Genomic DNA, 12,089 nt, shown 5'->3' with positions numbered 1-12,089 from the left:
GTGTCGGTGCGGGTCCGGCCACACGTACCCTTGGACGGCCATGACACGCACCTATCAAGTCCGCACCTACGGGTGCCAGATGAACGTCCACGACTCCGAGCGGCTGACCGGGCTCCTGGAGGACGCTGGCTACGCCTGCGCGCCCGAGGGTGAGCAGGCCGACGTCGTGGTGTTCAACACCTGCGCGGTGCGCGAGAACGCCGACAACAAGCTCTACGGGAACCTCGGTCACCTCGCGTCGGTGAAGGCCAAGCACCCGGGCATGCAGATCGCCGTGGGGGGCTGCCTGGCGCAGAAGGATCGGACCACGATCACCGACCGTGCCCCGTGGGTCGACGTCGTGTTCGGCACCCACAACATCGGCTCCCTGCCGGTCCTGCTGGAGCGGGCCAGGATCGCCGAGGAGGCCCAGGTCGAGATCCTGGAGTCCCTGTCGGTGTTCCCCTCGACGCTGCCGACCAAGCGCGAGTCGGCGTACGCCGCCTGGGTGTCCATCTCGGTGGGCTGCAACAACACCTGCACGTTCTGCATCGTCCCGGCGTTGCGCGGCAAGGAGAAGGACCGCCGTCCCGGCGAGATCCTGGCCGAGATCGAGGCGTTGGTCGCCGAGGGGGTCACCGAGATCACCCTGCTGGGGCAGAACGTCAACGCCTACGGCGTGGAGTTCGGCGACCGCCAGGCGTTCTCCAAGCTGTTGCGGGCCTGTGGCCTGATCGACGGCCTGGAGCGGGTCAGGTTCACCTCGCCCCACCCGGCCGAGTTCACCGACGACGTGATCGCCGCGATGGCTGAGACGCCCAACGTGATGCCCTCCCTGCACATGCCGCTGCAGTCCGGGTCCGACAAGGTGCTGCGCGACATGCGCCGCTCCTACCGCTCGGCCAAGTACCTCGGCATCATCGACCGGGTCCGCGACGCCATCCCCGAGGCGGCGATCACCACCGACATCATCGTGGGGTTCCCCGGCGAGACCGAGGAGGACTTCCTGGCCACCCTGGACGTGGTGCGGCAGGCCCGCTTCTCCAGCGCCTTCACCTTCCAGTACTCCAAGCGCCCCGGCACCCCCGCGGCGACGCTCGAGGACCAGGTCTCGCCCGAGGTCGTCAAGGACCGCTACGAGCGTCTGGTCGAGGTGGTCAACGAGATCGCCTGGTCGGAGAACAAGCGGCTGGTCGGGCAGAGCGTCGAGCTGATGGTCTCCGAGGGCGAGGGTCGCAAGGATGCCGCCACGCATCGACTGTCCGGGCGGGCCCGGGACAACCGGCTGGTGCACTTCGCAGCCCCGAGCGACGTCGTGCTGCGTCCCGGGGACATGGTCCGGGTCGAGATCACCTACGCGGCCCCCCACCACCTGGTGGCCGACGGCGCGATCCTCGACGTACGCCGCACCCGGGCCGGCGATGCCTGGGAGCAGCGCCAGGCCCAGCCAGCCTCGGCCGGGGTCACGCTCGGGATGCCGGCCATCGGCGCCCCTGCCCCGCTGGAGGATGCGCCCTCCTGTCGTTGAGTCTGTGTGGTTGATCGCAGTCACCTGGTGACTGCGATCAACCACCATCGTCTCTCCACAGGGCGGCCACCTCGATGTTTGCCGACTCGCATCTCCGGCCACGATCGGGGGGTGGACCACATCGACCGCCTTCTCGTCGAGCAGTCCGGGGTGATCTCCCGGCGACAAGCCAAGGCGAGGGGACTTGGTGACCATGACCTCCGCCGTCTCGTCCGGCGCAAGGAGTGGTCCCCGGTGCATCCGGGTGTCTACGTGACCCACACCGGTGGCCCGTCGTGGCAGCAGCGTGCGTGGGCAGCCGTGCTGCTCTGCTGGCCAGCGGCTCTGAGTCATGAGTCGGCCCTCCGCGTTGCCGACGGTCCGGGGCGTCGCGACGAGGACTCCTCCCAGATCCACGTGGTCATCGAGCGGGCCCGACACCTCGTGGCGGTCGACGGGGTCCGGGTGCACCGCGCGATGGGCTTTGCCGACCAGGTGCTCTGGAACCTCGCCCCGCCGCGGGTTCGCTACGACCAGGCGCTCTTGGACCTGGCCGCCGACGCCCCCACGGACCTCGACGCACTCGCTGTGCTCGCCGACGCGTGCGGATCGCGGCGTACCACCGCTGCACGGCTCATCACGGCGGTGGCCCAGCGGCCTCGGATCGCCCGGCGCAGGTGGCTGGAACGCGTGCTCGATGACATCGCCGACGGCACGTGCTCGGTGTTGGAGCACGGCTACCTGACCCGGGTCGAGCGTCCGCACGGGCTGCCGCGGGGCCATCGACAGCACGCCGACCTGGTGGGCGGACGGAGGCTCTATCGCGACGTGGAGTACGTCGAGCACGGCCTCATCGTCGAACTCGATGGCCGGGCCCACCACGACTCGGCCAGGGCGCGGGACCGCGACCTCGACCGGGACCTCGATGCGGCGCTCGAGGAGCGCCACACGCTGCGAATCGGCTACGGCCAGGTGTTCGAGCGAGGTTGTGTCACGGCCACGAAGGTGGGTGCCGTGCTGAATCGCCGGGGCTGGCCAGGACGCGTCACCACCTGCGCTCTATGTGGTTGATCGCAGTCACCAGGTGACTGCGATCAACCACGATCACGCAGGAGCGTCGGACTCCGGGTCACTGGCGCCGTCGCTGGACGGCTCGTCGGTGTTCTCGGGCTGCGAGAGCTCCTCCGGCGTCACGTCGGAGACGGCCGGGTTGTCCTTCGGGTTCGCATCGGCCGGGATGGGGGTCTCCGGGGTGGTTCCGTACTTCGGGTCGTCGATCGAGTCCACCCCGCCGGGGTGCAGCTGGGGCTCCTCGGTGGTGGGTTCGGGCATCTTGCCAAGGTCGTCGCTCATCTGGTTCCTCTCACTTGAAGCCATGGGACATGTACGCCGTCAGCCCGCCGTCGCGCAGGCCCTCCAGCACCACGAGCTCATGGGGAACGACAGGGGACGGCAGGGCGGACAACGGGTACCACGCCAGATCGGCGCACTTCTCGGGCTCCACGATCCGCGGCTCACCCTGCCACGTGGTGGCGGTGAAGAAGAAGTCGATCCGCTCGTCGATGGCCTCCCCGCCACGCGTGCGCTGCATGGACGTCACGAAATTCAGGCGAAGGCCGGTCACGTCGAGCTCCTCGGCCGCCTCGCGGTGCGCCGCGTCGTACGCCGTCTCACCCTGCTCGACATGGCCCGCTGCGGCCGCGGCCCAATGGTCGTCCATGTAGCCGGTGTTCTGTCGCAGCTGCAACAGCACCTCGAGCTCGAAGTCACGCTCCCGCAGCAGGAACACGTAGGCAGCGGGCACCACGACGAAGCGATCGACCATGCGCCGACCTTAGATCACTGGCGAATCGTCCGGCTTGCGCAGGATCACCTGGTAGTTCTTGCACATCCCGATGTCGGTGCGTTTGTCGGTGAGGTCGAGCTCCGCGAATTCCCGGGCCATCCGGCGCAACTGCTGGCGACGCTTCGTCATCTCCTCGGGGAGCTGCCGCGAGGCCGTGTCGAAGGTGTAGGCGAGCATCCCGTAGTAGCCCTCCAGGGGCTCGATCTCCACCACCTCGTAGCCGAGCTCGTCGGCGAAGTACCTCCACGCGTAGCGACTGAAGCGGTAGAAGTCCCACGGGACCTCGTGCTCGGCGTAGTAGAACGGTGCCGTCAGCCAGGCCTCACCGCCCGGCTTGAGGATGCGATGGAACTCGCGCAGCGCCGTCATGGGTTCGCGCACGTGCTCCAGGGTCTGCGAGCACCAGACGAGGTCGTAGCGGCCGTCCTCGACCGGGATGTCGACGACGTCGCACACCAGGTCGATGTGGCTGTAATCCTTGCCCGGCGTCAGACACACGTCCGCCATCTCGAGGCTCACGTGGCCGAACAGGTCGGCGTACGGCGCGTTGCCGGCGCCGGCGTCGAGCACCCGGAACGTCTTGTCGGTGCCCTGGGCGGCTGCCCTGCGGGCGAACTCGCGGGCGTAGTGCCGCGACGGATTCACGGTGGCCACCGACTACTCCCGCACGACGTGCGCCTTGGCGCGATGCTCGATCCGGAAGCCGCTGCGGCCGGCGAAGTAGTCGGTGACCGCCGCCCGGCTGCCCTCCCAGAAGTAGTAGTCGTCCAGGACGATCCGGCCCCCGGGCACCAGGTGGGGGGTGACCCGCTCCAGGCAGACCATCGTGGACTCGTACCAGTCCCCGTCGAGGTGCGCCAGCGCCACCGGTTCGTCGATCACGAGGGTGTCGTGGAACAGTCCCTTCACCAGTTCGACGCCGTGCGACTCGATCGGCACGCCCAGGCGGCTGAACGAGGCCGTCACGTCGGCCTTCAGGTCCTCGCGGTAGCCGTAGTACTCATCGCCGCCCAGGCCCTGTGACTCACCCCGGGCGATGGCGGCGTATCGCTCGTGCACCTCGGCCGGGTCGTTGTCGGAGGGTGGCGGGATCAGGCCGAACACGTCGAAGACGCGCATGGGGCGCGCCGGGTCCTTGGCGGCAGCCATCACGATGGCCGAGCCGCCGAGTGCCGTGCCGGCCTCGATGACCAGACCTTCGCGCCCCGAGGTGTCGGCCTCCACGACGAGGCGGGCCAGCGCCCGGAGGTTCTCCTCCTCCAGGTAGGTCAGGCGTTGCGCCATCACCTGGGCGACGACCGTCTCGACCTCGGCGCTCAGCTCGATCCCGGGCCACGGGTCGCGGGTGAAGGCGCGCAGCAGCTCGAGCTCCGAGCGCAGCCGCTGGTTGTTGTGTCGAGCCTGCTTCAGACTCCGCGTCGTCTTCGCGAGCTTCTCGCGCAGGCGGACCGGATCCGGTTGCGCGGCGCGCTGTGCACTCAAGGTCGCCTTACTTGATGTCGTCGTTCTTGCCATCGAGGGAGTCGAGGGCGTCCTTCGCCTTCTGGGCCCCGGCCTCGATCTTGTCGGAGTACTTGCCGCCGGTCTTGTCGTCGGCCAGCGCCGCTGCCTTGTCGACTCCGTCGGCGACCTTGTCACCGTGCTTGTCGACCAGATCGGAGATCTTGCCCTTGGCGTCGTCCAGGAGTCCCATGTCGAGTCCTTCGAAGGCTGTGCGACCCGGTCGGTCCCGGGTCGGCTCGTCGTTTGAAAGACTAGCCGTATGACAGTCCCGGTGGTCGCCGTCGTCGGCGCCACAGCGTCGGGGAAGTCGGAGCTGTCCCTGGATCTGGCCGAGCACCTCGGCGGCGAGATCATCAACACCGACGCCATGCAGGTCTACCGCGGGATGGACATCGGCACCGCGAAGCTCCCCGAAGCCGAACGCCGGGGCATCGCGCACCACCTGCTCGACACCCTCTCGGTGCGTGACCCGGCAACGGTCGCGCAGTTCCAGCAGTGGGCGCGAACGGTGATCGACGATCTCCGCTCGCGTGATCGCGCACCGGTGCTCGTGGGTGGCTCGGCCCTCTACACCCGCGCCGTACTCGACCGCTTCGACTTCCCCGGGACCGATCCGGCCGTACGTCGCGCCCTCGAGGACGAGCTCGACCGTCTGGGCAGCGGAGCCCTGCACCGCCGACTGGCGCAGCTCGATCCGGTCGCGGCGGAGCGGATCATCGCCGGCAACGGCCGCCGGGTGGTCCGCGCGCTGGAGGTCATCGAGATCACGGGGCGCGCGTACTCGGCGAGTCTGCCCACGCTGGACTACCACTACGCCGACGCGCACCAGATCGGGGTCCGCATCGACCGGCCGACCCTTGACGCCCGGATCGCAGCCCGGGTCGAGGCGATGTTCGCCGCCGGGTTCGTCGAGGAGGTCGAGCGGCTGCGTGCCGAAGGGCTGGCCGAGGGACGCACCGCGAGCCGGGCGATCGGCTACCGGGAGGTCGCTGCCCACCTGGACGGGGACCTGACTCTTGCCGAGGCCAAGGAGCAGACCATGACCGCCACCCGCCGGTTCTCCCGCCGCCAGGACGGGTGGTTCACCAAGGACCCCCGCATCCACTGGGTGGACTTCGACGATCCCCACCGACTGACCTCAGCCCTCACCGCGATAGGAGTGTCATGACCACGATCTACTACACCGCCAGCTCGCTCGACGGCTTCATCGCCGATCCCGAGCACTCCCTGTCGTGGCTGCTCACGCGCGACGTGGACCGAGCCGGCCCGATGGGGTACGACGACTTCATCGCCGGCGTGGGTGCCTTGGCCATGGGGGCCTCGACGTACCAGTGGCTGCTCGACAACCTGGAGGAGGAGTGGCCCTACGAGATGCCCGCCTGGGTCTTCACCCACCGCGACTTCCCCCTGGCGAGCGGCGACGTCAGGTTCACGAGCGCCGATGTGCGCGCGGTGCACGCCGAGATGCTGCAGGCGGCCGCAGGGCGGACGCTCTGGTTGGTCGGCGGCGGAGACCTGGCCGGCCAGTTCGCCGACGCGGGACTCCTCGACGAGCTGTGGGTGCAGTACGCGCCGGTGACCCTGGCGGCCGGCGCGCCCCTGTTGCCGCGGCGCCTGGAGCTGCGCCTCGAGGAGCTGGCCCAGAATCGCGACTTCGCCTGCGCGCGGTATGCCGTGGTCGGCTGACCAGCTGCGGGCGTAGCGTTCGACCATGAGTGCGTGGACCGAGATCAGCAGTGTCGAGCAACTGGTCGAGCTCCTGGGTGAGCCGCTGCCGCGGGCGCGGGACAAGGCCAGGCCCAGGCTGCACGCACTCGACCGGGCCTGGCTGGCGGCGGCGCCGTTCTGCGTCATGGCCACCGCCGATGCGGACGGCGCCTGCGATGCCTCGCCCAAGGGCGACCCCGCCGGCGACCTGGTCCACGTCATCGACGACGTCACGATCGCCCTGGCCGAGCGACCGGGCAACCGGCGCGCCGACGGCTACCGCAACATCCTGGCCAACCCGCACGTCGGCCTGGACTTCCTGATCCCCGGCCGTGGCGACACCCTGCGGATCAACGGCCGGGCGCGCCTGGTCAGCCAGGCGCCGTTCTTCGACGACCTCGTCGTCAAGGGACACCGGCCGGTGCTGGTGGTCGTGGTCGACATCGAGGAGATCTTCCACCACTGCTCGAAGGCGTTCCTGCGCTCGCGGTTGTGGGAGCCGGAGACCTGGGACCCCGAGTCGGCCGTGCCGAGCCGGGCGGTCGTGGCCCACACCCTCGACGTACCGGAGTCCTCGGTCGAGGAGCTGCAGGCCTACTACGGGCCGGCGTACGCCGATCGCCTCTACGGCTGAGTGCGAGAATGACCCGGTGACTGACTACCCGTTCGTGAAGGGGCACGGCACCGAGAACGACTTCGTGCTGCTGCCCGACCCCGACGGCTCCGTGCACGGCGAGCTGACGGCCGAGCGGGTGCGGGCCCTGTGTGACCGGCGCGCCGGGATCGGCGGCGACGGGGTGCTGCGGGTCGTCCGCGGTGAGGTGTACGGCGCCGACACCCCGTGGTTCATGGACTACCGCAACTCCGACGGGTCGGTCTCGGAGATGTGTGGCAACGGGATCCGGGTCTTCGCACGCTTCCTGCAGCTGACCGAGGCAGCCACCGGCACCATCGCCGTCGGCACCCGCGACGGCGTCAAGAGCGTCGTCTTCGAGGAGGACGGGCGGATCACGGCCGACCTGGGTGAGCCGGAGGTCCTCGGTGAGTCCACGGTGTCGGTCGGGGACCGGTCCTGGTCGGCCCTGCACGTCTCGACCGGCAACCCGCACGCCGTGGCCTTCGTCGACGCGCTCACCGACGCCGGCTCGCTGGTGGACGAGCCCGACTACGACCCCGCGGTCTACCCCGACGGCGTGAACGTCGAGTTCGTGGTGCGTCGCGGCGAGCGCCATGTCGCGATGCGGGTGCACGAGCGCGGGTCGGGTGCGACGCGGTCCTGCGGCACCGGTGCCTGTGCGGTCATGGTGGCGAGCGCCCTGGCCGACGGCGCCGGACCGGGGTCGACCTACCGGGTGGACGTGCCCGGTGGCGAGCTCGAGGTGACCTGGACCGACGACAACCGGCTGCTGCTGACAGGCCCTGCGGTGCTGGTCGCGACCGGCACGACCGACCTCTGACGCGCCCCCTATGCTCGGCCGCATGGACATCAACGCAGCCAGCGCAGTCGTCACCGGTGGTGCCTCAGGGATCGGCGCGGCGGTCGCCCGTCAGCTCGCCGCCCTCGGGGCCCACGTCGTGGTCGCCGACGTGCAACCGGACAAGGGCGAGGCCCTCGCGGCGGAGATCGGTGGCGTGTTCGCCCAGGTCGACGTCACCGACACCGAGCAGATCGTGGCCGCGGTCGAGCTCGCCGGCACCCTCGGCCCGCTGCGCGTGCTGGTGAACTCAGCCGGCATCGGGCCTGCGCAGCGCACGGTGGGCCGAGACGGCACCTACGAGGCCGCCCACAGCCTGGAGCTCTACAAGCGGGTCATCGCGATCAACCTGATCGGCACCTTCGATGCGATCCGGATCGCCGGCACCGCGATGAGCCGGCTCGAGCCCACCGCCACCGGCGAGCGGGGCGTGATCGTCAACATGGCCTCGGTGGCGGCGTTCGACGGCCAGATCGGGCAGGCGGCGTACTCCTCCTCCAAGGGCGGGGTGGTCGGCATGACGCTGCCGGTGGCCCGCGACCTCGCGGCCATCGCCGTCCGCGTCAACACCGTCGCGCCGGGGCTGATCGACACCCCGATCTACGGCGAGGGCGAGGAGGCCGAGGCCTTCAAGGCCAAGCTGGGCGAGAGCGTGCTCTTCCCCAAGCGGCTGGGCCAGCCGGACGAGCTGGCCAGCATGGTCATCGAGTGCGTGCGCAACTCCTACCTCAACGGTGAGACTGTCCGGGTCGACGGCGGCATCCGGATGCCACCCAAGTGACCTGAGCGCCGTGAGGGTCAGCGCAGCGCCCCCGCCCAGCGGGTGAGGTCGAGCACCACGTCGGCCCGGGCGCTGGCCGCCTCGATGAGGACGGCGTTGGGCTGGTCGACGCGCGTGATCCACGCCGCCGCGGCCTCCGGGGACTTGCCGAACTCCACGTGCCGCGCGTGCAGCCTGCGCAGGCGCAACTGCTCGTCGGTCGTGACGTGCCACACCTGGTCCAGCTGCTCGCGGACGGCGACCCACTCGGGCCGGTCCAGCAACAGGTAGTTGCCCTCGGTGACCACCAGCTCCGAGCGGGGGATCGCGATCGCCCCGGCGATCGGCTGCTCCAGTCCGCGTTCGAAACCGGGAGCCATGATGATGCGGTCCTCACGCTCGCGCAGCCGGGCCAGGAGGGCGGCGTACCCCCACGCGTCGAAGGTCTCCGGCGCGCCCTTGCTCATCCGCAGCCCGCGGCGCTCGAGCTCGACGTCGGCGAGGTGGAAGCCGTCCATGGGGACGACGGGGTCGCCCAGCGCGGCGGCCAGCGTGGTCTTCCCGGATCCGGGTGCTCCGCAGATGCCCACCAGGGCCGGATGACGCACCGTCGCGAGGAGCTCGACGATCTCGCGACCGTCCGGGGACACCTCCAGGTGACGCACGGCTCAGACCTTGATCCGCGCCGATGTCGGGTCGTAGAGCGGTCGCAGCGACACCTCGGCCTCGTGCCGGGTGCCGGCGATGTCGACCTCCCAGTGCCCACCGGCCACCCAGTCCGGCGTGACGGGTCCTCCCTGGCCCTCGACCATCGCCAGGCCGACGGCACCGCCGAGGGTCCAGCCGTAGGAGCCGGCCCGCAGGTAGCCCACCAGGACGCCGTCGCGGTAGAGGGTCTCGGCGTGGAACAGCAACGGCTCCGGGTCACACACGCGGACCTGCACCAGTCGTCGTGACAGGCCACCGGCCGCCGCGTTCGCCTCCTTGCGGGCCAGGACGGCATCACGACCCAGGAAGTCCGGCTTCGCCCAGTCGATCGCGAAGCCCAGCCCTGCCTCCAGGGGGCAGTCGGTGTTGTCGATGTCGTGCCCGTGGTCGCGGTAGGCCTTCTCCATCCGCAGCGAGGACAACGCCTTGAGACCGACCAGCCTGAGGTCGTACGCCGCTCCGGCGTCCATCAGTGCGTCGTACACCTCGAGGGCGGAGGCCGCCGGCACGAAGAGCTCGTAGCCGAGCTCGCCGAGGTAGGTGATGCGTGCGCAGAGGATCTCGACCCCGGCCAGCTCGATCGAGCGGATGGTGCGGAAGCCGAAGGCCTCGTTGCCGAGGTCGGTGTCGGTGAGTGTCGCCAGGAGCTCGCGCGAGCGCGGGCCCTGCACGTTGAGCTGGGCGAGGTCACCGGTGATGTCGGTGACGGTGGCCTCGGCACAGTCGGCTTCGGCGAGGTGGCTGCGCAGCCAGGACAGCGCGTGCCCGTGGGCGGTGTCGGAGGCAACGACCAGGAAACGGTCCTCGCTCAGCTTGGAGACGGTGAGGTCGGCCTCGATCCGGCCGTCGGCATCCAGCCACTGGGTGTAGGTGATCGTCTCCGGGGGTCCGTCGACGGCCCCGGCCGACACCCGGTCGAGCGCCGTGCCGACCCCGGGACCCTTGACCAGGAACTTGGCCATGAAGCTCATGTCCATGAGACCGACGCCTTCGCGAACCGCGCGGTGCTCGGCCTCCCACTGCTCGAACCAGGGAGCGCGGCCCCAGGTCGGCTCGGCGACGGGGGTGACCCCGGGTCCGGCGAACCAGTCGAAGCCCTCCCACCCGGACACCTCGCGCTGGAAGCCGCCCGCGGCCACCAGCCGGTCGTGCAGCGGTGACAGGAGCCGGTTGCGGGCCGTGCGCAGCTGCTTGCCGGGCGTGTGCGGGGCGTACACGGTGCCGAGGATCTCGGTGGTCCGCGCCGCCCGGTAGGAGTCGTCGGCCTGGTCGGGGCGGAAGCGGTCGACGTTGAAACCGGTGACGTCGACGTCCGGCCGTCCGGTGGTGATCCAGTGCGCCATCACCCGGCCGAGTCCGCCGGCCGAGAGGATGCCGACGGAGTTCATGCCTGCGGCGACGAAGTAGTTCCGGATGCCAGGGGCCTCCCCGACCGCCGGCGCCAGGTCGGGGGTGAAGGACTCCGGACCACAGAAGAAAGTGCGTACGCCGGCCTCCAGCGTCACCGGCACCCGGGCCATCGCGGTCTCCAGGAACGGCGCCATCCGGTCCCAGTCCGGAGGCAGGGTGCCGAAGGAGAAGTCCCGCGGGATGCCTTCGACCTGCCACGCGGCGGCGGTCGGCTCGAAGAGGCCGACCATCATCCCGCCGCCCTCCTCGCGGTAGTAGCCGTGCGCAGCCGGGTCCTCGAAGACCGGCGCGTTGGGGTCGAGTCCCTCGATCGTGTCGGTGATCAGGTAGTAGTGCTCGGCTGCCTGGTTGGGGATGACGAGCCCGTTGCGCGCGCCCAGCTCGCGTGCCCACATCCCGGTGCAGTTGACGACGTACTCGCACTCGATCGTCTCCGTGCCCTCGCTGGTGGAGCCGTTCTCGGTGGTCGAGCCGTTCTCGGTGGTCGAGCCGTTCTCGGTGGTCGAGCCTGTCGAGACCACGACCCCGGTCACGCGCTCGACGAGGCCCTGGGCAGTGGTCGTCACGTCGATGACCCGGGCCCCTTCGATGATGCGGACGCCGAGCTGGCGCGCGCCCTTGGCCAGCGACATCGTCACGTCGACCGGGTTGACCCGGCCGTCACCGGGGACGTGGAAGCCGGCCAGCAGGTCGTCGGTCCTTGCCCACGGGAACAGCTCGCTCATCTCGGTGGGGGAGATCTCCTCCACCTCGAGGCCGAGGTGACGCTGGAAGGTCGCGACCCGGCGGTACTCCTCCAGTCGGTCGGCGTCGGCTGCTGCCTCGATCAGCCCGACCGGTCGGAAGCCGGTGGACAACCCGGTCTCCTGCTCCAGGCGGGCGTAGAGCTCACGGCTGTAGAGCCGGATGCCGGTGGAGGTCTCCGAGGTGGACCCGAAGCACGTCATCAGCCCGGCCGCGTGCCAGGTGGTGCCGGAGGTGAGACGGTCCCGCTCGAGCAGGACGACGTCGGTCCAGCCGAGGTGGGCCAGGTGGTAGGCGATCGAGCAGCCGATGACACCGCCGCCGATGATGACGACACGGGCCCGGTCGGGGAGAGGTGCGATCACGGCGTCAACCTACTGCCCAGGATTTGGGTTCCGGGGGACCCGCGCTGATATCTCGCTCGCGCGGCGTTGCAGCGGCGATCTACTC

Annotated in this window: 14 protein-coding genes; 7 read left to right on the top strand and 7 right to left on the bottom strand. The window is 70.1% G+C overall.

Annotated features, from left to right (window positions below):
* The first annotated feature begins 40 nt into the window (after nt 1-40).
* Together miaB and AB7I40_RS03385 are read left to right on the top strand one after the other, a co-directional pair.
* A complete protein-coding gene (miaB, locus tag AB7I40_RS03390; protein WP_428343637.1) occupies nt 41-1,507 on the top strand; it encodes a tRNA (N6-isopentenyl adenosine(37)-C2)-methylthiotransferase MiaB in 1,467 nt (488 codons plus the stop codon).
* A gap of 111 nt (nt 1,508-1,618) precedes the next feature.
* Nucleotides 1,619-2,557, top strand: coding sequence for a type IV toxin-antitoxin system AbiEi family antitoxin domain-containing protein (locus tag AB7I40_RS03385; RefSeq protein ID WP_428343636.1), 939 nt, complete (start codon nt 1,619-1,621; stop codon nt 2,555-2,557).
* A 33-nt stretch (nt 2,558-2,590) separates the two neighbouring features.
* Here the strand turns inward: AB7I40_RS03385 and AB7I40_RS03380 are convergent, their stop codons facing one another.
* Genes AB7I40_RS03380 through AB7I40_RS03360 form a run of 5 tightly spaced genes read right to left on the bottom strand, consistent with a single transcriptional unit; the run spans nt 2,591 to nt 5,025 of the window.
* Nucleotides 2,591-2,839, bottom strand: a complete 249-nt coding sequence (locus AB7I40_RS03380; protein WP_428343635.1) for a hypothetical protein — start codon at nt 2,837-2,839, stop codon at nt 2,591-2,593.
* Nucleotides 2,840-2,849: 10 nt separating this feature from the next.
* Nucleotides 2,850-3,311, bottom strand: a complete 462-nt coding sequence (locus AB7I40_RS03375; protein WP_428343634.1) for an NUDIX domain-containing protein — start codon at nt 3,309-3,311, stop codon at nt 2,850-2,852.
* Between the two features lie 9 nt (nt 3,312-3,320).
* Nucleotides 3,321-3,986, bottom strand: a complete 666-nt coding sequence (locus AB7I40_RS03370; protein ID WP_428343633.1) for a class I SAM-dependent methyltransferase — start codon at nt 3,984-3,986, stop codon at nt 3,321-3,323.
* 3 nt (nt 3,987-3,989) lie between these two features.
* On the bottom strand, nt 3,990-4,814 hold the full coding sequence (locus tag AB7I40_RS03365) for a TylF/MycF/NovP-related O-methyltransferase (protein WP_428347915.1): 825 nt from the start codon (nt 4,812-4,814) through the stop codon (nt 3,990-3,992).
* A 7-nt stretch (nt 4,815-4,821) separates the two neighbouring features.
* A complete protein-coding gene (locus tag AB7I40_RS03360) occupies nt 4,822-5,025 on the bottom strand; it encodes an antitoxin (RefSeq protein ID WP_428343631.1) in 204 nt (67 codons plus the stop codon).
* A 69-nt stretch (nt 5,026-5,094) separates the two neighbouring features.
* Between AB7I40_RS03360 and miaA the strand changes: the two genes are divergently transcribed.
* Genes miaA through AB7I40_RS03335 form a run of 5 tightly spaced genes read left to right on the top strand, consistent with a single transcriptional unit; the run spans nt 5,095 to nt 8,798 of the window.
* On the top strand, nt 5,095-6,003 hold the full coding sequence (miaA, locus tag AB7I40_RS03355) for a tRNA (adenosine(37)-N6)-dimethylallyltransferase MiaA (RefSeq protein ID WP_428343630.1): 909 nt from the start codon (nt 5,095-5,097) through the stop codon (nt 6,001-6,003).
* Nucleotides 6,000-6,521, top strand: coding sequence for a dihydrofolate reductase family protein (locus AB7I40_RS03350; RefSeq protein ID WP_428343629.1), 522 nt, complete (start codon nt 6,000-6,002; stop codon nt 6,519-6,521). The genes miaA and AB7I40_RS03350 overlap by 4 nt, the downstream gene beginning before the upstream one ends.
* A gap of 25 nt (nt 6,522-6,546) precedes the next feature.
* Nucleotides 6,547-7,176, top strand: a complete 630-nt coding sequence (locus AB7I40_RS03345; protein ID WP_428343628.1) for a pyridoxamine 5'-phosphate oxidase family protein — start codon at nt 6,547-6,549, stop codon at nt 7,174-7,176.
* A 16-nt stretch (nt 7,177-7,192) separates the two neighbouring features.
* Nucleotides 7,193-7,999: a diaminopimelate epimerase gene (dapF, locus tag AB7I40_RS03340; protein ID WP_428343627.1), complete on the top strand. Its 807-nt coding sequence runs from the start codon at nt 7,193-7,195 to the stop codon at nt 7,997-7,999.
* Nucleotides 8,000-8,021: 22 nt separating this feature from the next.
* Nucleotides 8,022-8,798: an SDR family NAD(P)-dependent oxidoreductase gene (locus AB7I40_RS03335; RefSeq protein WP_428343626.1), complete on the top strand. Its 777-nt coding sequence runs from the start codon at nt 8,022-8,024 to the stop codon at nt 8,796-8,798.
* Between the two features lie 17 nt (nt 8,799-8,815).
* Here AB7I40_RS03335 and AB7I40_RS03330 read toward each other — a convergent pair whose 3' ends face one another.
* Both AB7I40_RS03330 and AB7I40_RS03325 read right to left on the bottom strand, forming a co-directional pair.
* Nucleotides 8,816-9,442 carry a nucleoside/nucleotide kinase family protein gene (locus AB7I40_RS03330; RefSeq protein ID WP_428343625.1) on the bottom strand — a complete coding sequence of 209 codons (627 nt, stop codon included), beginning with the start codon at nt 9,440-9,442 and terminating at the stop codon, nt 8,816-8,818.
* Between the two features lie 3 nt (nt 9,443-9,445).
* A complete protein-coding gene (locus tag AB7I40_RS03325; protein ID WP_428343624.1) occupies nt 9,446-12,004 on the bottom strand; it encodes a GcvT family protein in 2,559 nt (852 codons plus the stop codon).
* Between the last annotated feature and the right edge of the window lie 85 nt (nt 12,005-12,089).

It is taken from the genome of Nocardioides sp. (assembly GCF_050246775.1).
Lineage (GTDB): Bacteria > Actinomycetota > Actinomycetes > Propionibacteriales > Nocardioidaceae > Nocardioides.
This window is presented reverse-complemented; position numbering and strand designations above follow the sequence as displayed.